General features: G+C 65.4%; 21 protein-coding genes. 12 read left to right on the top strand and 9 right to left on the bottom strand.

What is annotated here, in order from left to right; all coding sequences use genetic code 11:
* The first annotated feature begins 45 nt into the window (after window positions 1-45).
* From ACTDXD_RS26880 to ACTDXD_RS26860, 5 genes are all read left to right on the top strand, one after another.
* Complete coding sequence (locus ACTDXD_RS26880) at window positions 46-141, top strand: Ms4533A family Cys-rich leader peptide (RefSeq protein ID WP_374229841.1); 96 nt, start codon at window positions 46-48, stop codon at window positions 139-141.
* Between the two features lie 235 nt (window positions 142-376).
* Window positions 377-1411 carry a sulfate ABC transporter substrate-binding protein gene (locus tag ACTDXD_RS26875; protein ID WP_440125165.1) on the top strand — a complete coding sequence of 345 codons (1035 nt, stop codon included), beginning with the start codon at window positions 377-379 and terminating at the stop codon, window positions 1409-1411.
* A gap of 24 nt (window positions 1412-1435) precedes the next feature.
* Window positions 1436-2287 carry a sulfate ABC transporter permease subunit CysT gene (gene cysT, locus ACTDXD_RS26870; protein WP_440125164.1) on the top strand — a complete coding sequence of 284 codons (852 nt, stop codon included), beginning with the start codon at window positions 1436-1438 and terminating at the stop codon, window positions 2285-2287.
* Window positions 2284-3093 carry a sulfate ABC transporter permease subunit CysW gene (gene cysW / locus ACTDXD_RS26865; protein ID WP_440125163.1) on the top strand — a complete coding sequence of 270 codons (810 nt, stop codon included), beginning with the start codon at window positions 2284-2286 and terminating at the stop codon, window positions 3091-3093. The genes cysT and cysW overlap by 4 nt, the downstream gene beginning before the upstream one ends.
* Window positions 3090-4094 (top strand): sulfate/molybdate ABC transporter ATP-binding protein, encoded by a 1005-nt coding sequence (locus tag ACTDXD_RS26860; protein WP_440125162.1) that lies wholly within the window; start codon window positions 3090-3092, stop codon window positions 4092-4094. The genes cysW and ACTDXD_RS26860 overlap by 4 nt, the downstream gene beginning before the upstream one ends.
* 9 nt (window positions 4095-4103) lie before the next feature.
* Here ACTDXD_RS26860 and ACTDXD_RS26855 read toward each other — a convergent pair whose 3' ends face one another.
* The 7 genes from ACTDXD_RS26855 to ACTDXD_RS26825 form a co-directional block, all read right to left on the bottom strand.
* Window positions 4104-4961, bottom strand: a complete 858-nt coding sequence (locus tag ACTDXD_RS26855; RefSeq protein ID WP_440125161.1) for a universal stress protein — start codon at window positions 4959-4961, stop codon at window positions 4104-4106.
* Between the two features lie 100 nt (window positions 4962-5061).
* Window positions 5062-5952, bottom strand: coding sequence for a polyphosphate kinase 2 (gene ppk2 / locus ACTDXD_RS26850; RefSeq protein WP_440125160.1), 891 nt, complete (start codon window positions 5950-5952; stop codon window positions 5062-5064).
* A 132-nt stretch (window positions 5953-6084) separates the two neighbouring features.
* Window positions 6085-6831: a sirohydrochlorin chelatase gene (locus tag ACTDXD_RS26845; RefSeq protein WP_440125159.1), complete on the bottom strand. Its 747-nt coding sequence runs from the start codon at window positions 6829-6831 to the stop codon at window positions 6085-6087.
* Window positions 6828-8126 (bottom strand): sulfate adenylyltransferase subunit 1, encoded by a 1299-nt coding sequence (locus tag ACTDXD_RS26840; RefSeq protein ID WP_440125158.1) that lies wholly within the window; start codon window positions 8124-8126, stop codon window positions 6828-6830. Before ACTDXD_RS26840 ends, ACTDXD_RS26845 begins: the two co-directional genes overlap by 4 nt.
* Before the next feature lie 2 nt (window positions 8127-8128).
* Window positions 8129-9073, bottom strand: a complete 945-nt coding sequence (gene cysD, locus ACTDXD_RS26835; protein ID WP_440125157.1) for a sulfate adenylyltransferase subunit CysD — start codon at window positions 9071-9073, stop codon at window positions 8129-8131.
* Entirely contained in the window at window positions 9070-9777 is a 708-nt protein-coding gene (locus ACTDXD_RS26830) for a phosphoadenylyl-sulfate reductase (protein WP_440125156.1), read from the bottom strand. The genes cysD and ACTDXD_RS26830 overlap by 4 nt, the downstream gene beginning before the upstream one ends.
* Window positions 9774-11495, bottom strand: a complete 1722-nt coding sequence (locus tag ACTDXD_RS26825; RefSeq protein ID WP_440125155.1) for a nitrite/sulfite reductase — start codon at window positions 11493-11495, stop codon at window positions 9774-9776. Before ACTDXD_RS26825 ends, ACTDXD_RS26830 begins: the two co-directional genes overlap by 4 nt.
* A 381-nt stretch (window positions 11496-11876) precedes the next feature.
* Here ACTDXD_RS26825 and hemW point away from each other — a divergent pair, with 381 nt between their 5' ends.
* Window positions 11877-13118: a radical SAM family heme chaperone HemW gene (gene hemW, locus ACTDXD_RS26820; protein ID WP_440127819.1), complete on the top strand. Its 1242-nt coding sequence runs from the start codon at window positions 11877-11879 to the stop codon at window positions 13116-13118.
* A gap of 1 nt (window position 13119) precedes the next feature.
* On the opposite strand, the gene ACTDXD_RS26815 is transcribed toward hemW, so the two are convergent.
* Window positions 13120-13497 (bottom strand): type II toxin-antitoxin system VapB family antitoxin, encoded by a 378-nt coding sequence (locus ACTDXD_RS26815; protein ID WP_440125154.1) that lies wholly within the window; start codon window positions 13495-13497, stop codon window positions 13120-13122.
* Between the two features lie 144 nt (window positions 13498-13641).
* Between ACTDXD_RS26815 and hrcA the strand changes: the two genes are divergently transcribed.
* From hrcA to ACTDXD_RS26795, 4 genes are read left to right on the top strand one after another with little or no spacing between them, the layout of a single operon-like run.
* On the top strand, window positions 13642-14685 hold the full coding sequence (gene hrcA / locus ACTDXD_RS26810; protein ID WP_440125153.1) for a heat-inducible transcriptional repressor HrcA: 1044 nt from the start codon (window positions 13642-13644) through the stop codon (window positions 14683-14685).
* A gap of 44 nt (window positions 14686-14729) precedes the next feature.
* Entirely contained in the window at window positions 14730-15878 is a 1149-nt protein-coding gene (gene dnaJ / locus ACTDXD_RS26805; RefSeq protein WP_440125152.1) for a molecular chaperone DnaJ, read from the top strand.
* Between the two features lie 9 nt (window positions 15879-15887).
* Window positions 15888-16646, top strand: a complete 759-nt coding sequence (locus ACTDXD_RS26800; RefSeq protein ID WP_440125151.1) for a 16S rRNA (uracil(1498)-N(3))-methyltransferase — start codon at window positions 15888-15890, stop codon at window positions 16644-16646.
* A gap of 46 nt (window positions 16647-16692) precedes the next feature.
* On the top strand, window positions 16693-17493 hold the full coding sequence (locus ACTDXD_RS26795) for an alpha/beta hydrolase family protein (protein WP_440125150.1): 801 nt from the start codon (window positions 16693-16695) through the stop codon (window positions 17491-17493).
* Window positions 17494-17510: 17 nt separating this feature from the next.
* Here ACTDXD_RS26795 and ACTDXD_RS26790 read toward each other — a convergent pair whose 3' ends face one another.
* On the bottom strand, window positions 17511-19127 hold the full coding sequence (locus ACTDXD_RS26790; RefSeq protein WP_440125149.1) for an MFS transporter: 1617 nt from the start codon (window positions 19125-19127) through the stop codon (window positions 17511-17513).
* Window positions 19128-19259: 132 nt separating this feature from the next.
* On the opposite strand from ACTDXD_RS26790, the gene ACTDXD_RS26785 reads away from it, so the two are divergent.
* Complete coding sequence (locus ACTDXD_RS26785; RefSeq protein ID WP_440127818.1) at window positions 19260-19883, top strand: TetR/AcrR family transcriptional regulator; 624 nt, start codon at window positions 19260-19262, stop codon at window positions 19881-19883.
* A gap of 138 nt (window positions 19884-20021) precedes the next feature.
* The gene (locus ACTDXD_RS26780) at window positions 20022-21086 is read left to right on the top strand and encodes a PhoH family protein (RefSeq protein WP_440125148.1); all 1065 of its coding nucleotides are present in this window, start codon (window positions 20022-20024) and stop codon (window positions 21084-21086) included.
* The last annotated feature ends 12 nt before the right edge of the window (window positions 21087-21098 follow it).

Below are 21098 nucleotides of genomic sequence, written 5' to 3'. Positions count from 1 at the left end.
AACTTCCTGCTGGACACCCGTTCATGCTCTGCTAAAGTCTCCCGAGTGTCTGCAAACGCATTGCCCAGCGCACGCCACGAATTGGCGTTGATTGCTGTGGGCATGCCGTCTGTTGCCGACATCGACTGTTGTTGTCGCTGATCCACCCGCGCCGATGTCAGCGGTTCCACCGCACCGGCAACCGGGTTCGCGACCCCGTGGTGTCGTCTGTCGTCGTTTCTCCAGTGGACTGGCTTCAGGCGAGTGCTGTGCCCTGCCCGATTCTGTGAGGCGGGCGACCGTTACTGCGGTCTCGCGATGACATCGACCCCGATTCCCCGAATCCCAGATCTGTCCGCTCTGTTCCGTCCGGAACAGCCTGCAGGAGGCACCCACGATGACGATTCGTTCCACATTTCTCGGACTGGCGGCGCTCGCCGTCGCGACGTCCACCTTCTTGACCGCGTGCTCGGGTGGCGGAGCCAGCGATACCGTCGGTGGTGATACGGGCGCCGACGGTTCCGGAGGCACCGTAAACCTGTATGCGTACGCGGTGCCGAAGACCGGTTTCGACCTGTTGATCCCGGCATTCCAGGAGACCGACGCAGGCGAAGGAGTCGTGTTCCAGCAGTCTTACGGCCCCTCAGGCGACCAGTCTCGCAAGGTGCGCGATGGCGCCGCCGCCGATTTCGTGAATTTTTCCGTCGAACCCGACATCACGCGACTCGTCGACGCGGGTCTCGTCGACGAGGGCTGGAATACCGGCGCAGACAAGGGCCTGCCGTTCGGTTCCGTGGTGACGATCGTGGTGCGTGAGGGCAATCCCAAGAACATCCGGACCTGGGACGACCTGCTGCGTGATGACGTCGAGGTCGTTACACCGAACCCGTTCAGCTCGGGATCGGCGAAGTGGAACCTGCTTGCCCCCTACGCTGCGAAGAGCAACGGCGGTCAGGACCAGCAGGCCGGGCTCGACTACGTGACGGCCCTCGTCCAGGACCACGTGAAAGTGCAGCCCAAGTCCGGTCGTGAGGCCACCGAAACGTTCCTGCAGGGCACCGGCGACGTGCTGCTCAGCTACGAGAACGAGGCACTGTTCATAGAGCGCAACGGCGATCCGGTCGAGCATGTGACGCCGCCGGTGACCTTCAAGATCGAGAACCCGGCTGCGGTGCTCAACGATTCAGCGAACGCGGAAAAGGCCCAGGCATTCCTCGACTTCCTCTATACAGAGGAAGCCCAGCGTCTGTGGGGTGAAGCCGGATTCCGGCCCGTCGATCCTGCCGTTGCAGAAGAATTCGCCGCGGACTTCCCGGAACCCGAAACGTTGTGGACGATCGACGACCTCGGTGGATGGAGTGCCGTCGATGACGAGCTCTTCGCCGAAGGCACCGGCGCCATCGCCGTGATCTACGACAACGCAACGAAATAGAGCCGGAAGCAGAAGAACCCGACCGTGAGTACTCCAGTAGAAGCGCCCGTCCCGAAGCAGCGTGGGCGAACCGCCGCGAAAGTAACCGGTGCCGTAGGCCCGCTCGGGATCGGCATCGCCACCCTGTGGCTGAGCATCATCGTCCTGCTGCCACTCGCGGCCCTGGCCACCGAAGCCTTCTCGGAAGGCTTCGGTGGCTTCTGGGACGCCGTAACCGCACCGAATGCGCTGGCCACCCTTCGCGTCACGGTCGCCGTGTCGATCGTGGTGGCGTTGATCAACGCGGTGATGGGCACATTGATCGCGTGGGTACTCGTACGGGACGAGTTTCCGGGCAAGAAGATCGTCAACGCACTGATCGACCTGCCGTTCGCTCTTCCCACGATCGTGGCGAGCATCGTGCTGCTCGCGCTGTACGGACCGCAGAGCCCCGTCGGTCTCCAGCTCAACGCGACACAGCCCGGTCTGGTCGTTGCGCTTGCGTTCGTTACGCTGCCGTTCGTGGTGCGATCGGTTCAACCCGTCCTGATCGAGGCAGACCGAGAGGTCGAGGAGGCCGCGGCATCACTCGGTGCCGACAACTTCACGACTTTCCGGACCGTGGTGCTGCCGACTCTGGCGCCCGCGGTCCTCGGCGGAGTCGGGCTCGCGTTCGCCCGCGCAATCGGGGAGTACGGCTCGATCGTGCTGATCGGAGGGAACATTCCCGGCCGGACTCAGGTGGCATCGCAGTACATTCAGCAGCAGATCGAGATCGACCGGCCCGTCAACGCCGCGGCGGTCTCGGTGGCACTGCTGCTCATCGCGTTCGTGGCACTGTTCGTGCTGCGGCTCGTCGCGAACCGCGGTCGTGTCCGTGAGGAGAACGACGCGTGAAACTCTCTCCGCTCTCGCGTATCTCGCTGCGTGTGATCGCTCTGGGCTATTTGGTGGTACTGCTGGTCGTACCGATCGGTATCATCCTCTACCGCACCTTCGAGAACGGTGTGATGGCGTTCGTCGACTCGATCTCGACGCCCGCAGCGATCTCCGCGCTCAACCTGTCGTTGCTCATCGTCGCGATCGTCGTCCCCGTCAATGTCGTGTTCGGCATCGTCGTTGCGCTCGCACTCGTGCGCGGACGATTCCCGGGACGCGGACTTCTGCAGTCCGTCGTGGATTTACCGTTCGCGGTGTCGCCGATCGTCGTCGGTGTCGCGCTGATCATGCTGTGGGGTGCGGGCGGCTGGTTCGGTGGGCTCGAATCCTTGGGATTCAGAGTGATTTTCGGACTGCCGGGCATGGTCATCGCGACGATCTTCGTCACTTTGCCGTTCGTGGTACGCGAGGTCGAACCTGTCCTCTACGAGATCGGTGAGGAACAGGAGCAGGCCGCCGCGACTCTGGGTGCAGGCAAGTGGCAGACGTTCCGGCGAATCACCCTGCCGGCAATCCGCTGGGGACTGACGTACGGCATCGTCCTCACCGTCGCCCGCGCGCTCGGTGAGTTCGGTGCGGTCATCATGGTTTCGTCCGGGTTTCCCGGGGTATCTCAGACCCTCACGTTGCTCGTCCATGCTCGCTACATCGACGACCACAACACTTTCGGCGCGTACAGCGCGGCCACCCTGCTCATGGCCATCGCAGTGCTGGTTCTGCTGCTGATGACATTGCTCGACCGCAAGAGGAGCACCAAAGCATGATCACCGTTACCGGGGCGTTCAAGAGTTACGGCGACTTCTCCGCGCTCGAGGACGTCTCACTCGACATCCCGCCCGGCTCGTTGACGGCCCTGCTCGGTCCGTCCGGCTCGGGTAAATCGACGCTGCTGCGATCGATCGCCGGGCTCGAATCCCTCGACGGCGGCACCGTCCGCATCGCGGGCAACGATGTCACGCACGTATCACCGCAGAAACGTGGGATCGGCTTCGTGTTCCAGCATTACGCTGCTTTCAAGCATATGACGGTTCGCGAGAACGTCGCGTTCGGTCCGAAGATCCGCAAGCTCCCGAAGCGGCAGATCACGGCGAAGGTCGACGAACTCCTCCAGGTCGTAGGCCTGGACGGATTCCAGCATCGGTACCCCGCTCAGCTCTCGGGCGGGCAGCGGCAGCGCATGGCGCTCGCCCGTGCTCTGGCGGTGGACCCTCAGGTGCTCCTACTCGATGAGCCGTTCGGCGCGCTCGACGCGAAGGTACGCGCCGACCTGCGGACCTGGCTGCGCCGACTCCATGACGAGGTTCACGTGACCACTGTTCTGGTCACGCACGACCAGGAGGAAGCGCTGGATGTCGCCGACCGCATCGCCGTGATGAACCGAGGACGGATCGAGCAGGTCGGCACGCCGGAGGATCTCTACGACCGCCCGGAGAACGACTTCGTGATGTCGTTTCTCGGGAACGTCTCGAAGTTCAACGGCAGGCTCGTGCGGCCGCACGACATCAGGCTCGGTCACGAACCCGGACTCGAGGTCGCGCAGGCGTCCGGCACGGAGGAGCTCGGTGTCGCACGCGCCACCGTCGAGCGGGTGGTGCATCTCGGATTCGAGGTGCGCGTCGAGCTGACGAACGCAGCCACCGGCGAACCCTTCATCGCACAGACCACGCGGGGCGATGCGCGTGCGCTCGGTCTGAAGGCCGGAGATACGGTGTACGCGCAGGTCACCGGCGCGCCCGGTGAGCCCGTTGTGGTGAGCGCCGACTAGCAGGGATTCTCAGCTACGGCAGATGAGGACTGGGCACATCGAGTGGTGGATCAGATTCTGGCTGGTCGAGCCGAGCAGCGCGGACGCGATGGTGCTGCGGCCGTGACTACCGACGACCACCAGCTGCGCGTGCGCGGAATGTTCGAGAAGCATCACGTCGGGTTTGCCGCGCTCGACGCTGTACGTGATCTCGACGTCGGGATGTTTCTCACGGTGGCCGGCCAGGCTCTCTGCAAGTTCCGCGGTCCGGTGCTCCTGGTAGGCGTCCCAGTCCGTGAACCGTGACCCCTCGCCGTAGGTGAGGGTGGACTGCTCCGTCCAGGTGTGCACCGCGGTCAGCGGTGCCCCGGTCTTGTCCGCGATCTCGAAAGCGTGGTCGATGGCTCCCGCGCTCAGTGAGCTGCCGTCGACCCCCAGCACGATAGGTTTGCCATCGAGTTCGCTTGGGCCCGGCTCGCCGCGCCATGATACGACCGGACAGTGTGCGTGGTTGGCTGTGTGCACCACATCGGATCGCGCGAACATGGACTGCAGCTCGCTCGTGGTGGTGTGGCCGAGCACGATCATGCGTGCGGTGTTCGACATCTCGACGAGGGCTTGTGCAGCCTTGCCCACCTCGACGGTGCGTTCGACGACGACCCCGGGTTGTGCGGCACGCACCGCAGCCTCCGCCGCGTCGAGCGCATTGTCACCTGCTCGGTCTGCGGCGGCACCGTTGCTCGATGGTCGTTCCGGCACGACGTGCGTCAGTTGAAGAGGTTCGCCGAAGCGGAGCGCAATCGATGCGGCCCAGCGCGCCGCACCGAGCGCACTGTCGGAACCGTCGATGCCGGCCACGATTCCCCGTCTGTTCGGTGTAGTGCCCATGGTGGTCTCTCCTTACTCTGCCACCAGTGTGGTACAGACCACATCGGGCCGCCAGCGATCGAGAATCTCGATTCCTGACCGACACCGCCGCGCACTGCGTTCAGTCGCCGACCGCATCCTTTCCGCGCTGCACGATCTTGGGGTCGGCCGCGAACACGACCTGACTGTCCTTGTCTTCGTAGTCGAACTGGTTGAGGAAGAAGCGCATGGCATTGATGCGGGCGCGCTTCTTGTCGTTGGACTTGATGGTGGTCCACGGCGCGTAGTCGGTATCGGTACGCCGGAACATCACTTCCTTCGCAGTGGTGTACAGATCCCACTTGTCGAGGGATTCGAGGTCCATTTCCGACAGCTTCCATCGACGGACGGGATCGAGCTGGCGGATTGCGAAGCGGGTGCGCTGCTCGTTCTGGGTCACCGAGAACCAGAACTTGGTCAAGGAGATTCCTGCGTCGATGATCAGCTGCTCGAACAACGGGACCTGCCGCAGGAACCGCTCGTACTCCTCGTCAGTGCAGAACCCCATCACACGCTCGACGCCAGCGCGGTTGTACCAGGAACGATCGAACATCACGAGCTCGCCTGCGGTGGGAAAATGCTCGATGTACCGCTGCATGTACCACTGACCGGACTCGCGGTCGGACGGCTTGTTCAAAGCGACCACACGCGCATGCCGAACATTGATGTACTCCTGGAAGCGCTTGATCGTGCCACCCTTGCCGGCAGCATCGCGGCCTTCGAACACGATGATGTGTTTCGACTTGTTGTCCTGCGCCCACGCCTGGAACTTCAGTAGCTCGATCTGAAGGAGGTACTTCTCGACCTCGTAGGTGGCGCGGTCCATCCGCTTCTTGTACGGGTAGTTCTCACGCCAGGTGTCGACCGCGCGTCCGTGCGTGTCGATGAGGTCGGGATCCTCGCCGTGATCGTCACGGACCGAATAGCCTTCGGTGCGGAGACGGTCGATGTAGTGCCGTAGCTCGTTCTGCACGCGTTCTCCTCGCGGATCGGGATTCCCGACGAACGGGTTGCCCACGGACGGGTAGCTACCGTTCTAGCCGAAGAAGGTGAATACCGCGCGAACACTCGCAGTGGCGGATGCCCGTGTCTCGTGTGACCTGCGTCAGGCGGCGACGAGCATGCGGGAAGCAGCGACGGCGGCTACGTAGCGGGCGACGATCACGTCGCCGACGGCCGCGTGATCGGTGAGGGTCGCGGCGATGTGCACGTCCCGCAGAGATTCGGCTGCGGCGCACGCCCGATCCCACAGCAGTCCGGGCGCCAGCATCCAGGGCACGAGCACGAGTGTTCGCGCACCCGCGCGGGAGAGTTCCGTCAGTGTCGCTTCCACGGACGGCTCGGTGGCCGTCGCGAAGCATGTTCGGCCCGAGCCCCACTCGGTCCCGGCCAATACGCGCGGTGTGACCATCGCGGTCGACGAATTCGCACCGGCCCGGCGCGAACCGACAGCACAGAGCGCGACTCCGACTGCCGGATCGTCCCGCGACACACCTGCGGCAACAATGTTGTCGCGCGCCGCCGACACGAGCAGTTCGTCGTCGCCCAGGATCTCGGAGGTCACGATGTCGAGGTGGGGGTTGCGGATCGCGGATTCCGCGAGCAGAGCCGGAAGATCGATACGCGCGTGGAACGCGCTGCCGAGCAGCAACGGAACGACGACAGCCTGTCGATGCCCTGCGGCGGCCACGGCATCGAGGACCTGCGGGACCGACGGGCTGTTCAGATCGAGGAACGCGAGCCGGACATCGAGTTCAGGATGCCGGTCGCGGACCGCTGCGAGCGCGGCAGCCACGGCCCGCGCAGAGCGCGGGTCACGGCTGCCGTGCGCGACAGCGATCAGCGGGATCATGCGGGAACGTGATCTCCGAGTTCGATGTCGGACAACCCGTTCCCGATCAGACCGGCCGCGAGAGTGTTGCCACCGGCCGGATCGATGAGCAGGAAGCTTCCGGTGCGGCGGTTGACCTTGTAGTCGTCGGCAGCGATCGGTTCAGCGACGCGCACCGAGATCCGTGCTATCTCGTTGAGTTCCAACGATTCCGGGTTGGGGACAGAGGTCAGGTTCTGCTCGTCGAAGCGCTCCTCGAGAGTGCCGACGATTGCCTGCGTTGTGCGCGTGCCGTGCTTGAGCAGCAGACGAGCACCGGGACGCAGAGGCTTCTCGGCAAGCCAGCACACGGTCGCCTCGAATTCGCCGATCGGCTCCGGTGCTCCAGGAGCAGCGATGACATCGCCACGGGAGACGTCGACATCATCGGCCAGGATGAGGGTCACCGACCGGCCGGCGTGCGCGACGTCGAGTTCGCCGTCCGCGGTGTCGATGCGTTCGACAGTCGTGCGGATTCCGGACGGCAGGATCACGACCTCATCGCCAGGACGCACCGAACCGGCGCCGATCTGACCGGCGTAGCCGCGATAGTCGGGGAACTGAGCAGTGCGGGGCCGGATCACGTACTGGACCGCGAACCGCAGGCCGACATCGTGCCGCCCGTGCGTATCGGCGTCGACCGGGACGGACTCGAGGTGTTCGATGAGGGTCGGACCGTCGTAGTACGGGGTGTTCTGCGAGCGGGTGGCGACGTTGTCTCCGTGCAACGCCGACACGGGAATCTCCTGCACGTCCTCGGCGGCCCAGCCGAGTGAGCGCGTGAGCGAGGTGAATTCGTCCCTGATGTCGGCGAAGACCTGTGCCGGGTCTTCGACGAGGTCGATCTTGTTGACGGCGAGAACAAGTTTGGGCACGCCGAGAAGTGCGAGTACCGCTGCGTGCTTGCGGGTCTGTTCGATCACACCCTTGCGTGCGTCGACGAGCAGGACGACGAGTTGCGCGGTGGAGGCGCCGGACACAGTGTTCCGCGTGTACTGCACGTGACCGGGGGTGTCGGCGAGCACGAAGCTGCGCTTCGGTGTGGCGAAGTACCGGTAGGCAACGTCGATGGTGATGCCCTGCTCCCGTTCGGCGCGCAGGCCGTCGACGAGGAGCGACAGGTCGGGTGTATCGAGGCCACGGTCGACGGATGCACGGGTCACGGCATCGATCTGGTCGGCCAGAACGGATTTCGTGTCGTACAGCAGACGGCCCACGAGGGTGGACTTGCCGTCGTCGACACTCCCGGCGGTAGCCAGGCGAAGGAGGTCGCTCATGATCAGAAGTAGCCCTCTCGCTTGCGGTCTTCCATGGCCGCTTCGGAAACTCGGTCGTCGCCGCGTGTTGCGCCGCGTTCGGTCAGGCGCGATGCCGCAACCTCGGCCAGGATGGCCTCGTTGTCGGCGGCGTCGGACAGCACGGCGCCGGTCGTGGATCCGTCGCCCACCGTGCGGTAACGCACAGAGAGGGTCTGCAGCTCTTCGTCGTCCTTCGGACCGCCCCACACACCGGGCGTCATCCACATGCCGTCGCGCTGGTAGACGGGGCGTTCGTGCGCGTAGTAGATGCTCGCGAGTTCTACGTTCTCGCGTGCGATGTAGCGCCAGATGTCCAGTTCCGTGAAATTGCTCAGCGGGAACACACGCACCTGTTCACCGGGGGCATGCTTGCCGTTGTAGAGGTTCCACAGCTCGGGGCGCTGGCGCTTGGGATCCCACTGGCCGAATGCGTTGCGCAGCGAAAAGATCCGCTCCTTTGCGCGTGCACGTTCCTCATCGCGACGGGCGCCGCCGAAGACGGCGTCGAAACGGTTCTCGGAGATCGCGTCGAGGAGAGGCACCGTCTGCAGGGGGTTACGGATTCCGTCGGGCCGCTCGGTGAGGCGGCCGTCGGAGATGTACTCTTCGACGCTCGCGACATGCAGCCGCAGGTTGTACTTCTCGACGACGTGGTCGCGGAATGCGAGCACCTCGGGGAGATTGTGGCCGGTGTCGACGTGCAACAGCGCGAAAGGCAGTGGTGCAGGCCAGAAGGCCTTGAGCGCGAGGTGCAGCAGAACGGTCGAATCCTTGCCCCCCGAGAACAGGATCACGGGACGCTCGAACTCGCCCGCAACTTCGCGGAAGATGTGGATCGCTTCGGACTCGAGGGCGTCGAGAGTATCGAACTTGTTGCCGTCGAGCTTGATTCGTTCTTCGTCGAACTTCGTATCGATGAGTGTCATGAGGAGTGCAACCCGCATTCGGTCTTGGCTTGGCCGGCCCAGCGTCCGCTGCGCGGATCGGCCCCGGGAAGTGGCTTGTTCGTGCACGGGGCGCACCCGATGGACGGGTAGCCCTCGTCGACGAGAGGATTGACGAGAATCCCGTGCTCGTCGATGTAGTTCTGCATGTCCTCATCGGACCATGCGGCGATCGGGTTGATCTTCACGAGTCCGAACGCTTCGTCGAACGAGATCAACGGCGCGTTGGCCCGCGTCGGCGATTCGACTCGCCGGATACCGGTGACCCACGCGCGATACCCGCTCAGGGTTTCCTTCAGAGGCACCACCTTGCGCAGCCGGCAGCACTCGTTGGGCTCACGGGCGAACAGATCCTTGCCCAGCAGTGCGTCCTGTTCGGCAACGGTCTGCTTCGCCGCGGCATTGATCACGTTGACCCCGTACACCTGCTCCACGGCGTCACGAGTGCCGAGCGTCTCGGCGAAGTGGTAGCCGGTTTCCAGGAACAGGACATCGACGCCGGGGTGGATCTGGGCGGCGAGGTGTACCAGCACCCCATCCTGCATGTTCGATGCGACGATGTACGAGTCGCCGAACGTGTCCTCGGTCCAGCGAAGCAATTCCTGAGCCGACGCACCTGCGAGGTTTGCCGCCCCCTGCGCGGCGAGCTCTCGTAGGTCGTCGGTGGTGTGTGTCGATGTGGTCATCGAAGATCCGCCTCATCTGCTCGTACGGCCCACTCGGCGAAGCGTTCGCCTGTGTTCCTGTGCTTGATGAAATTGCGCACGATGCGCTCGATGTAGTCGGTGGCCTCGTGCGCGAGGATGCGGTGCTGACGCAGCTTGCGACCGAATCCGATATCGAACCCGAGGCTGCCACCGAGGTGTACCTGGAACCCCTCGATCTGGTTGCCGTCACCATCGTCGACCAGCATTCCCTTGAACCCGATATCGGCGATCTGAATGCGCGCGCAGGAGTTGGGGCAGCCGTTGAAGTTGAGCGTGATCGGCACGTCGAGCTGGGAATTGAGCTCGGCGAGGCGCTTCTCGAGTTCCGGCACGAGGTTCTGAGACCGGCTCCGGGTCTCGGTGAACGACAGCTTGCAGTATTCGAGGCCGGTGCAGGCGATCAGGTTGCGGCGCCACCGCGACGGACGCGAGCTCAGACCCACGGCTTCGAGAGCACTGTCGAGACCGGCGATCTTGTCTTCCGGAACGTTGACGACGATCAGCTTCTGGTACGGGGTCAGCCGCAGCGAGTCTGTGCCCGCCTCGTCCATCGCGTCGGCGATCACGTCGAGGGTCGTGCCGGACACTCGGCCGGACACAGCCGAGAATCCGACCGCGTTGAGTCCGTTGGTCTGCTTGGTGAGACCGACATGGTCGATCGGATGGAGCGGTGTCTCGGGCGCAGGCCCGTCGATCAGCGGACGCTTCAGATACTCCGTCTCGAGTACCTCGCGGAACTTCTCGATGCCCCAGTCCTTGATGAGGAACTTCAGACGTGCCTTGGAACGCAGCCGACGGTAGCCGTAGTCGCGGAAGATCGCGACGACGCCCTCCCACACATCGGGGACCTCGTCCAGCGGGATCCACGCACCGGTGCGTTCGGCGAGCATCGGATTGGTCGACAGACCGCCGCCGACCCACAGGTCGAAGCCCGGGCCGTGCTCGGGATGGTTGACGCCGACGAAGGAGACGTCGTTGATCTCGTGCACGACATCGGGCTGGCCGGAGATCGCAGTCTTGAACTTGCGCGGGAGGTTCGAATACTCGGGGTTGCCGATATAGCGGCGCTTGATCTCGGCGAGCGCCGGGCTCGCGTCGATCACCTCGTTGGGGGACAAGCCGGCGAGGGGGGAACCGAGCATTCCGCGGGGGCAGTCGCCGCAGGCCTCGGTGGTCTCGAGCCCGACCTCCTCGAGGCGACGCCAGATCTCCGGCACGTTCTCGATCTCGATCCAATGGAACTGGATGTTCTGGCGGTCGGTGATGTCGGCGGTATCGCGCGCGAAATCCTTCGAGATACCTGCGATCGCGCGCACCTGCGCGGTGTTCAGCTCGCCCCCGTCGGTGCGGACTCGCATCATGAAGTACGGGGCCTCGAGGAGGTCGGCGTTGTCGTCGCCGGTCCACGTGCCGTCGTATCCTTCGGCCCGTTGTGTGTACAGGCCCATCCAGCGGAAGCGGCTGCGGAGATCCGCTTTGTCGATGTTGTCGAATCCGACGTGCTGGTAGGAGTCGATGATCCGCTGCCGAACGTTGAGCGGGTTGTCGTCCTTCTTGGTCTGCTCGTTCGGGTTGAGCGGCTCGCGGTAGCCCAGCGCCCATTGGCCTTCTGCGCGACGCTTGGCGGGCTTCGCCGAGCGCCGGCGGGCGGGGGGTGCCGTGTCGGCGGGGGGAGCGACGTCGGTGGTCGACGACATGCAGTTCTCCTGGATTCGAAGGACCGGATCGAGGGTGCGAGGGGGCTGACCTCATGCGAACACGCCTCGACCCGGCGGGATCTGGGATGTGCCGGGGATGGTGCCGAAAACTAGCGACAGGCGGCGCAGGGCAGACAGAAAGACGCACAGACACGCTTGAGGTCGACGTGGCGTCGCGCCACGAGTCGCACTCCGAGTCCGGTCATGGCGAACATTGTGCCATGTCACGGGGCTGTTTCCGAATCCGGAGGGTATTTCCACCAAAAATCGGGGAAATGTCGAGGTAGGCGCGCTGCGCCGATGGGAGCTCGCCGTCTCTCTGGAACACTGGAGGCTGTGAGTGAGACGAGAACCGGCGGTGTGCCCGGTGCTGAACGCAGTGTGCCCGGTGCTGAACACACCGCGCCCGGTGCGGGATACGGGTTCGAACTGCCGGCGAGCGCACTCGACGGCGTCGGCAGCAGACCGTTCGGCGTGTACGTGCATGTGCCGTTCTGCGCGACCCGCTGTGGTTACTGCGACTTCAACACCTATACCGCGGGTGAGCTCGGATCCGCGGCCTCGCCCGAGTCGTGGATGGAAGGACTCCGACGCGAACTCGACGCAGGCGCTGCAATGCTCGACCGCAGCGGCCGCGGTACTCCGGCCGCGGAGACCGTGTTCGTCGGTGGTGGTACGCCGTCCCTGCTCGGTGCCGACGGACTTGCCGACGTGCTGAGTGTGGTCCGATCGTCGTTCGGGCTCGCGCCCGGTGCCGAGGTGACCACCGAATCGAATCCCGAGTCGACGTCGCCCGAGTTCTTCGCTCGGATCCGCGACGCCGGCTACACCCGCATTTCCCTGGGTATGCAGTCGGCGGCCTCCCACGTGCTCGCGGTGCTCGACCGCACGCACACTCCGGGCCGACCCGTCGCCGCGGCGCGCGAGGCTCGCGAGGCCGGATTCGGACACGTCAACCTGGATCTGATCTACGGCACGCCGGGCGAGACCGATGCCGATCTCGATGCGTCGCTCGATGCCGTGCTCGACGCCGGTGTGGACCACGTGTCGGCCTATGCGCTGATCGTCGAGGACGGAACTGCACTGGCCCGTCGGGTCCGGCGCGGTGAACTTCCCGCGCCCGACGACGACGTACTCGCGTCTCGGTACGAACGCATCGACCGCCGGCTCGCGGAAGCCGGACTCACGTGGTACGAGGTCTCCAATTGGGCGCGCGCCGAGGACCATTCGGCACGATGCGGTCATAATCTCGGCTATTGGGACGGCGGAGACTGGTGGGGGGCAGGCCCGGGGGCGCACAGCCACGTCGGCGGGGTGCGCTGGTGGAACGTCAAACACCCCGGGCGCTACGCCGGTGTCCTCGCCGAAGGGCAGTTACCGGTTGCCGGTAGCGAAACCCTGACCGCTGCCGACATCCACACCGAATCGGTGATGCTCACCGTGCGCCTGCGCACCGGACTTCCACTGACAGAACTGGACGCCGGAGAACTCGTCGCGGTGGGGACGGTCGTCGACGACGGCCTCGCCGTCGTCGACGATGATCACCTGATTCTCACCGACCGCGGCCGGTTGCTCGCGGACGGGGTGGTGCGGACCATCCTGCTCGGCACCGACCGCGAATGAGCTAGAGAAACCGGGGCTCGCCGAGGATCTCGGGACCGGCCGGATCGGTTTGCTCGGGCGAGGCTGCTCCCGAGAGCGGGGCGAGTGCGTCGTAGTCGAAGACACGGGCGTGGAGTACCGGCCTGTTCCGCAGCGCGGACTGCACGGCCCGGTGCAGTCCGTCCTCGAGGTACAGCACCCCTTTCCACTGCACAGCGTGAGGAAACAGGTCGCCGTAGAACGTCGAGTCCTCCGACAGGAGTCGATCGAGTTCGAGAACCTTCGTGGTGGTGACGATCTCGTCGAGGCGAATCTGACGCGGAGGAATCCTCGACCAGTCGCGCAGCGACAGGCCGTGATCGGGATACGGCTTTCCGTCCCGGACGCCCTTGAAGATCATGCGCCCACACTACGCACGGGGTGGCGGATGGATCTGTTCGGTTCCCACACGATTAGACTGACCGGGTACGGCACACTGCGCCCGCGTGCATCGCGCGCGAGGTGCACGTGTTCGGGCATGCACGTGGGGAACGGAGGTGGGCAGATGTCGAGCACCGAGGAACGGAGATTCCAGGTTCTGCGGGCGATCGTGGCGGACTATGTGTCCACCAAGGAACCGATCGGGTCGAAGACACTTGTCGATCGTCACAATCTGGGTGTGTCGAGCGCAACGGTCCGGAACGACATGGCGGTCCTCGAAGCCGAGGGATACATAACGCAGACGCACACCAGTTCAGGACGGGTACCCACCGATAAAGGCTACCGGCAGTTCGTCGACCGGATCTCCGAGGTCAAGCCACTGTCTGCGGCCGAGCGTCGCGCGATTCTGCAGTTCCTCGAATCCGGTGTCGACCTCGACGATGTGCTGCGTCGTGGGGTCAGGCTGCTGGCGCAACTGACTCGGCAGGTCGCCGTGGTGCAGTACCCGACCCTGTCGTCGTCGTCCGTGCGACATCTCGAAGTGGTCGCCCTGACCCCCGCGCGTCTGCTCCTCGTGCTCATCACCGACTCCGGACGTGTCGATCAGCGGATCGTCGAACTCGGCGACGTCCTCGAAGAGGACGACCTCGTGCGGCTACGCGATCTGCTCGGCAACGCGCTGAGCGGCAAGCGGCTCGCCGCTGCATCGATCGCGGTCTCCGAACTTGCCGAGGACGCACCGGAAGACCTTCGTGACGTCGTGATCCGCTGCGCCACCGTGCTGGTGGAAACTCTCGTCGAGCACCCTGAGGACCGACTCGTACTCGGCGGTACCGTGAACTTGACTCGCAACGCCGCCGACTTCGAAGGCCTGCCCGGCATGCCGGGTTCGTTGCGGAACGTCCTCGAGGCACTCGAGGAGCAGGTGGTGGTCCTCAAACTGCTCGCTGCCAGCCAGGACGCCGGGCGGGTCACCGTCCGAATCGGCGAGGAGACCCAGGTCGCCGAGATGCGCAGCACCTCCGTGGTGTCCACCGGTTACGGTGCGGCAGGGACGGTGTTCGGTGGGCTCGGTGTACTCGGCCCCACCCGGATGGATTACCCGGGAACCATCGCGTCGGTCGCAACCGTTGCGAGATATATCGGTGAGGTGCTCGGCGAGCGCTGAGCATGCCCAATTCTGTGTAGATGAAGTAAGGACGAGAACCAAACGTGGACTACTACGGGACGCTCGGCGTGTCCAAGGATGCGACCGACCAGGAGATCAAGCGGGCGTATCGCAAGCTGGCACGCGAGCACCATCCTGACGTCAACCCGGACGAGTCGGCGCAGAAGCGTTTCCAGGAGATCTCTGCAGCTTACGAGGTGCTCTCCGACCCGGAGAAGCGGCGCATCGTCGATCTCGGAGGCGACCCGCTCGCTTCGGGTGGCGGTGCGGGTGCGGGCGGATTCGGCGGAGCAGGATTCGGTGGTCTCGGCGACGTGTTCGAGGCGTTCTTCGGCGGTGGCGGGGGAGGCGGAGCCCGAGGGCCTCGCGGCCGTGTCCAGCCGGGTGCGGACTCGTTGCTGCGTACGCGGCTGACACTGGACGAATGCGCTCGCGGGGTCACCAAAAGCGTGACCGTCGACACCGCCATTCTGTGCGACTCGTGCACAGGTTCCGGCACTCACGGCAATTCCAAGCCTGTGCGGTGTGAGACCTGCGGTGGCGCCGGTGAAGTGCAGTCCGTGCAGCGTTCGTTCCTCGGGCAGGTCATGACCTCGCGTCCGTGCCCCACATGTCGCGGTGTCGGCGAGACCATTCCCGACCCCTGCCACAAGTGCGGCGGCGACGGCCGCGTGCGCGCCCGCCGCGAGATCACGGTGAAGATCCCCGCCGGAGTCGGGAACGGAATGCGCATCCGGCTCGCGGCGCAGGGAGAGGTCGGTCCGGGCGGCGGTCCGGCAGGCGACCTGTACGTCGAGGTCCAGGAGCAACAGCACGACATCTTCGTCCGCGACGGCGACGACCTGCACTGCACCATTCGCGTGCCGATGGTCGATGCCGCCCTGGGAACCTCCGTGAGCCTCGACACGATCCTCGATGGAACCGTCGACATCACCGTCGACGCCGGAACCCAACCCGGCTCGGTGTCGGTCATCCGCGGGCACGGCATGCCGAAACTGCGCTCGGGGGCGCGCGGTGATCTGCACGCACACCTCGAAGTGGTGGTGCCGACCAAACTCGATCACAAGCAGACCAAAATCCTGGGTGAGTACCGGACGGTGAGCGACCGGGACCGCGTCGAGGTCGTGTCCAAGTCGTCTCAGCATTCGTCGGGGCTGTTCTCGCGTCTACGCGACGCGTTCAACGTCCGCTAGGCGACCACGGTGGCTGCGACGCTGTTCTATTTGGACCCGCTGCCGGAGGTCGGGGCGCTTGCCGTCCTCGACGGTAAGGAGGGCAGGCACGCGGCGACGGTGCGTCGCATCCCCGTCGGGGAACGGCTCGTGTTCTCCGACGGAAGGGGTGGCGTCGCCGACGTCGAAGTGACGGCCGTGGCCAAGGACCGACTCGAGGCCACCGTGCTCCGGCGCGGCATGATCGAACCGCCGCGCCCGGTAGTGACCGTGGTTCAGGCCCTTCCGAAATCCGACAGGTCGGAACTTGCCATAGAACTCGCGACGGAGGCGGGTGCCGACGGGTTCGTGCCGTGGCAGTCGTCACGGTGCGTCGCGCGATGGGATTCCAAGGCGGACAAGGGTTTGGCAAAGTGGAAGGCGGCGGCGACGGCCGCGGCGAAGCAGTCCCGTCGGGCCTACGTGCCCGAGGTGGGCCCGCTACACCGCACCGCCGAAGTCGTTTCCCGGGCGCGGGAGACCGTCGAACGCGGTGGTGTCGTCGCGGTGCTGCACGAATCGGCCACCGTCCCGTTCTCGTCGCTGCCCCTTGCGCAGGCCCCCGAACTCGTTCTCATCGTCGGCCCCGAAGGCGGGCTCGACGATGCGGAGGTCGAAGCGCTCGTCGCAGCAGGCGCGACGGCGGTGTCGCTCGGTCCGACGGTATTGCGTACCTCGTCCGCCGCTGCCGTTGCGCTCGGTGCGGTGGGTGTGCTCACCGATCGTTGGGGCAGGCAGCCCCTGAGTTGATCGATCCCCGAGTTGATCGACCCTGAGCTGATCGATAATGCTGGATATGCCACGCATCCGCATCGACTACGGTTCCGAGCCCGCCCAGTTCGGGCACTTGTACATCCCGCCCGGGACCGACGGCCCGGTCCCTGTGGTCATGCTGATTCACGGCGGCTATTGGAGCGCCGACTTCCACCTCAATCTGGCGACGACGTTGGGCGCGGAACTCGCTCGGCGAGGGGTGGCCGCGTGGAACGTCGAATACCGCCGGGTCGGCGCCGGCGGGGCCTGGCCGGAAACGAGCGCAGACATCGAGGCTGCGCTCGCCGCGACCCGGACGTTGCTGCCCGAAGCGTCGCCGATTCCGCTCGATACCGGCGATGTCCGGCTCGTCGGGCATTCCGCAGGTGCCCAACTCGCGCTGTGGGTGGCGGGGCAGCGGGAATGCCCAGTGCGGCCGAGCCGCGTGATCTCCCAGGCCGGGGCACTCGACCTCGCGTCCCGAGCCGCCACCCGCGGTGGGGGCGCCGCACTCGAAGCCCTCTTCGGAGTGTCCTATGCGGACGACCCGCAGGTCTATCGAGATGCTTCGCCGCTGCATCGGGTACCGACCTGCGTGCCCACGGTATGCATCCACGGCAGCGAGGACCTGCAGGTTCCGGTGGCTGCCAGCCGTGCCTACGCGACCGCCGCGGGCGCTGCCGGCGACCGGGTGGTGCTGTGGGAGGTGCCGGGGGAAGGGCATAATGCCTTCCTCGACCGCAGCACTCGTAGCTGGGATCTCACGATGAAGGCGGTGCTCGACGAGAATCCGTGGCTCGACGAAGACCCGTGGTTCGACGAAGACCCGTGGGCGGGTTCGTGAATCGGCCCGCTGAGCGACTACTTCCCGGAGATGAGGTCGATGTGATCGTGTGGCCTTCGGTCTGCTGACGGCAGGATCGTCGCGACCAGCAGAGTCCCGACCGCCAGTGCAATGCCCCCGACAAGGCTCGCCTGCCCGATGGCGTCGGAGAACGCGGAGCCCGCGGCCTCTCGCAACGGTTCCGCGTAGCGTGAGGCCAACGGATTCGTGGCGAGTTCTTCCGCGACGATCGAGGCGCCGCCCACGGAGTCGCCTGCTGCGGTAACGGCCAGTTCTGCCTGTTCGGCCATGGGCCCCGTCAGCTCTCCGAATGGCAGCTCCGACAGGAAGCCCGCGATCGACTGATGGTAGGCAGTGGCGAGAACCGAACCGAGCAAAGCTATTCCGAGTGAACCGCCGAATTCGACGGCGGTATCGTTGAGTCCGCCTGCTGCACCGAGTTCGTTCTCGGGAAAGCCGGCCATGATCAGGTCGGTGGCAGGCGGCGTCGAAATGCCGATGCCGATGCCCAGGAGCAGCAGGCACGCGAGGTAGATCCCGTACCCGGAATCGGAGTGGGACTGCGTGAGCACCAGTACCCCCGCCGTCGCCGCTGCCATCCCGGCGGTCACTGTCACGCGCGTACCGAACCTGGGTGCGAGTCGAGCGCTTGCCGCCGCGCCCGCGGAGACCGCCCCGGCGAGCGGAAGCAGGCGCAGGCCTGTTTCGAGCGGTCCGTAGTCGAGCACGAACTGGAACTGCTGTGCAACGAAGTAGATGACCCCGAAAGTTGCGAAGAACAAGAGCAACACGGAGATACACGCTGCCCCGACGGTCCTGTCGGTGACCCGCCTGAGATCGAGAAGTGGTTGTGGGTGCCTCGATTCCCACGCGACGAACGCCACCGCTGCAGCCACGGACACCGCGATTACGCCGAGAGTTGCTGTGCTCCAGCCGAAGTGGAATCCGTCGATAATCGCGTAGACGAGACCGCCGACGGTGAGGATCGACAGCAACCCCCCGGTCCAGTCGGTGCGGTCGAGGTTGTCTGCGCGGGACGGTGGGACGAGGATCAGGGAAGCGATTGCCGCTGCCACGGCAATCGGCACGTTGATCAGGAATGTCGAGCCCCACGCATGTGATTCGAGTAGCCATCCGGCAAGTAGCGGACCGAGTGCGATGGCGAGCCCGGAGGTTGCGGCCCATGCCGCGATCGCGCGGGTGCGCTCGTGTGCCGGGAACATTGCAACGAGGAGGGAGAGGGTGGCCGGCATGATCACCGCAGCGCCGACCCCCATCGCGATGCGTGCGGCGATCACCTCGGTGGCGCTGTCTGCCAGGCTTCCGTACACGGCTCCGGCGGCGAACACCATAAGTCCGGCGAGAAGTGCTCGTCGCCGACCGAACCGGTCGCCGAGAACGCCGCACAGGAGCATCAGCGCCGCGTACGGAACGGTGTATCCGTCGATGACCCACTGCATGTCGGTGCTCGTGAGCTGTAGATCACGAAGCATGTCCGGCGCCGCGACGATCAGCGCGGTGTTCGCCATCACCACGATGAGCAGACTCAGGCACAGGATCGCCAGACCGGCCCATCGCCGTGGGTAGGGGTCCGATTCGGCGGATCGCCGAACCTCCGGGGCAGTGTCGGTCATGCGGTTCTCCTCGATGAGAGCCCGGGCGCCGGGCCGTTGTTGCACAGTCGTGTGCAATCTAGTTAATTGCACAGTCGTGTGCAACTAGACTGGAACGTGAATCACATGTGCGGAGAAACGAGGATGAGCAGCGTGGAGGAATCGGTCCCCAGTCCGCGGAAGCGTGCCAATGCGAACCGCTCGCGGATCCTCGACGCGGCCATGCGCTGCTTCGCAGCGGACCCGGATGCGAGCATGGACGACGTCGCGAAAGCAGCGGGCGTGGTGCGACGTACCGTGTACGCGCACTTCCCCAACCGGGACGCGCTCGTCGAGGGGCTCGCGGACGAGGCGGGAACGGCGCTCGCGGCGTCCGTCGAGCAGCCCGAGCCCGAGGATGCTGCCGTGGCGCTTGCGGTCGGGGTGCTGCGCCTGAGCCCGGTCGGCGATCGATACCGGGTGTTGCTGTCGTTTGCCCGGAAGGAGGTCGGAGAGGAACGAATCGCTCAGCTGATCGCGCCGGTTCGCACTCACACGTTCGGTGTCGTCGAACGAGGGCGCGCAGCGGGCGTCTTCTCTCGCTATCTATCGACCGTTGTGCTCGTGGGGATGATGGAGGGCCTGACGATTGCCACGCTCGAACAAGCCAATCAGGGGGTCGTCGATGATGCGAGCCGTGCCATGGCACTCGGAGTGCTGGTCCTCGCCGGCGTGAGTCCCGATCGCGCCGCCGAAGTGGTCGCATCGGCGCGGCGGTGGCTGCAGGCGAGGGAGTGAATCCGGGGCCGCGATGCGGAGCCCGGGCACCGGCCGCAGCAATGCCGTGAAGGCGCGCACCGTACGGCGCTAGACTGGGCTACGGACACGACGCCCGTCGTGTCCGTATCTGACCCGAAAGCAGGCCGTTCCGTCCACGTGAGTGAACCAGACCGCACACGCGACCCCGACGACGCAGGCCGGATCCCGGTCCGATCGAGCCTGGATCTTCCGCCGGAGGCTGCAGCCCCCCTGGTCGGCGCAGCCGACGAAAACCTCATCGCACTCGAAGCGGCCCTTGCCGCCGACATCCACGTGCGAGGCAACACCGTCAGCCTCAGTGGTACGCCCGCTGATGTAGCCCTTGCCGAACGGGTGATCGGGGAACTGGTCACGCTGGTACGCCGAGGCCAGCAACTGGGTCCCGATGGCGTGCGCCGCACCGTCGGGATGCTCACGAACGGGCTGTCCGAGTCGCCGGCGGAGGTGCTCAGCCTCGACATCCTGTCGCGACGTGGAAAGACGATCCGTCCGAAGACGCTCAATCAGAAGCGGTACGTCGACGCGATCGACGCCAACACGATCGTGTTCGGCATCGGTCCGGCGGGCACCGGCAAGACGTACCTGGCAATGGCGAAGGCAGTGCAGGCTCTGCAGGCCAAGCAGGTCACCCGCATCATCCTCACCCGTCCCGCGGTCGAGGCAGGCGAACGGCTCGGATTCCTGCCGGGAACTCTCCACGAGAAGATCGACCCGTATCTGCGTCCCCTGCACGACGCCCTTCACGACATGATGGATCCCGAAGCGATTCCGAAGCTCATGCAGGCCGGGGTGATCGAGGTCGCGCCGCTGGCATACATGCGTGGTAGGAGTTTGAACGACGCCTTCATCATCCTCGACGAGGCGCAGAACACCACTGCTGAGCAGATGAAGATGTTCCTCACCCGACTGGGCTTCGGGTCGAAGATCGTCGTGACCGGCGACATCACCCAGGTCGACCTGCCCGGCGGCGCCCGGTCGGGTCTTGCTGCTGTTGCCGAGATCCTCGACAACATCGACGACATCCACTTCGCACGGCTCGACAGCAGCGACGTGGTGCGTCACCGGCTCGTCTCCGACATCGTCGACGCCTATGGGCGCTTCGAAGCCGAGCGAGACGGCGCAGCGGGCCTCGGCAATCGAGCCCAGCGTCGCGCCGCACAACACCGGGTCCAGCGCCGGTGAGCATGCCGCACA

The sequence above is a fragment of the Rhodococcus sp. SJ-3 genome (genome assembly GCF_051918125.1).
GTDB lineage: Bacteria > Actinomycetota > Actinomycetes > Mycobacteriales > Mycobacteriaceae > Rhodococcus.
This window is presented reverse-complemented; position numbering and strand designations above follow the sequence as displayed.

Excerpts from the sequence above, each read along its gene's own strand:
- ACTDXD_RS26875 (WP_440125165.1), top strand. The coding sequence starts at position 377 with ATGACGATTCGTTCCACATTTCTCGGACTGGCGGCGCTCGCCGTCGCG.
- ACTDXD_RS26860 (WP_440125162.1), top strand. The coding sequence starts at position 3,090 with ATGATCACCGTTACCGGGGCGTTCAAGAGTTACGGCGACTTCTCCGCG.
- ACTDXD_RS26855 (WP_440125161.1), bottom strand. The coding sequence starts at position 4,961 with ATGGGCACTACACCGAACAGACGGGGAATCGTGGCCGGCATCGACGGT.
- ACTDXD_RS26845 (WP_440125159.1), bottom strand. The coding sequence starts at position 6,831 with ATGATCCCGCTGATCGCTGTCGCGCACGGCAGCCGTGACCCGCGCTCT.
- ACTDXD_RS26840 (WP_440125158.1), bottom strand. The coding sequence starts at position 8,126 with ATGAGCGACCTCCTTCGCCTGGCTACCGCCGGGAGTGTCGACGACGGC.
- cysD (WP_440125157.1), bottom strand. The coding sequence starts at position 9,073 with ATGACACTCATCGATACGAAGTTCGACGAAGAACGAATCAAGCTCGAC.
- ACTDXD_RS26830 (WP_440125156.1), bottom strand. The coding sequence starts at position 9,777 with ATGACCACATCGACACACACCACCGACGACCTACGAGAGCTCGCCGCG.
- ACTDXD_RS26825 (WP_440125155.1), bottom strand. The coding sequence starts at position 11,495 with ATGTCGTCGACCACCGACGTCGCTCCCCCCGCCGACACGGCACCCCCC.
- ACTDXD_RS26815 (WP_440125154.1), bottom strand. The coding sequence starts at position 13,497 with ATGATCTTCAAGGGCGTCCGGGACGGAAAGCCGTATCCCGATCACGGC.
- hrcA (WP_440125153.1), top strand. The coding sequence starts at position 13,642 with ATGTCGAGCACCGAGGAACGGAGATTCCAGGTTCTGCGGGCGATCGTG.
- ACTDXD_RS26795 (WP_440125150.1), top strand. The coding sequence starts at position 16,693 with ATGCCACGCATCCGCATCGACTACGGTTCCGAGCCCGCCCAGTTCGGG.
- ACTDXD_RS26790 (WP_440125149.1), bottom strand. The coding sequence starts at position 19,127 with ATGACCGACACTGCCCCGGAGGTTCGGCGATCCGCCGAATCGGACCCC.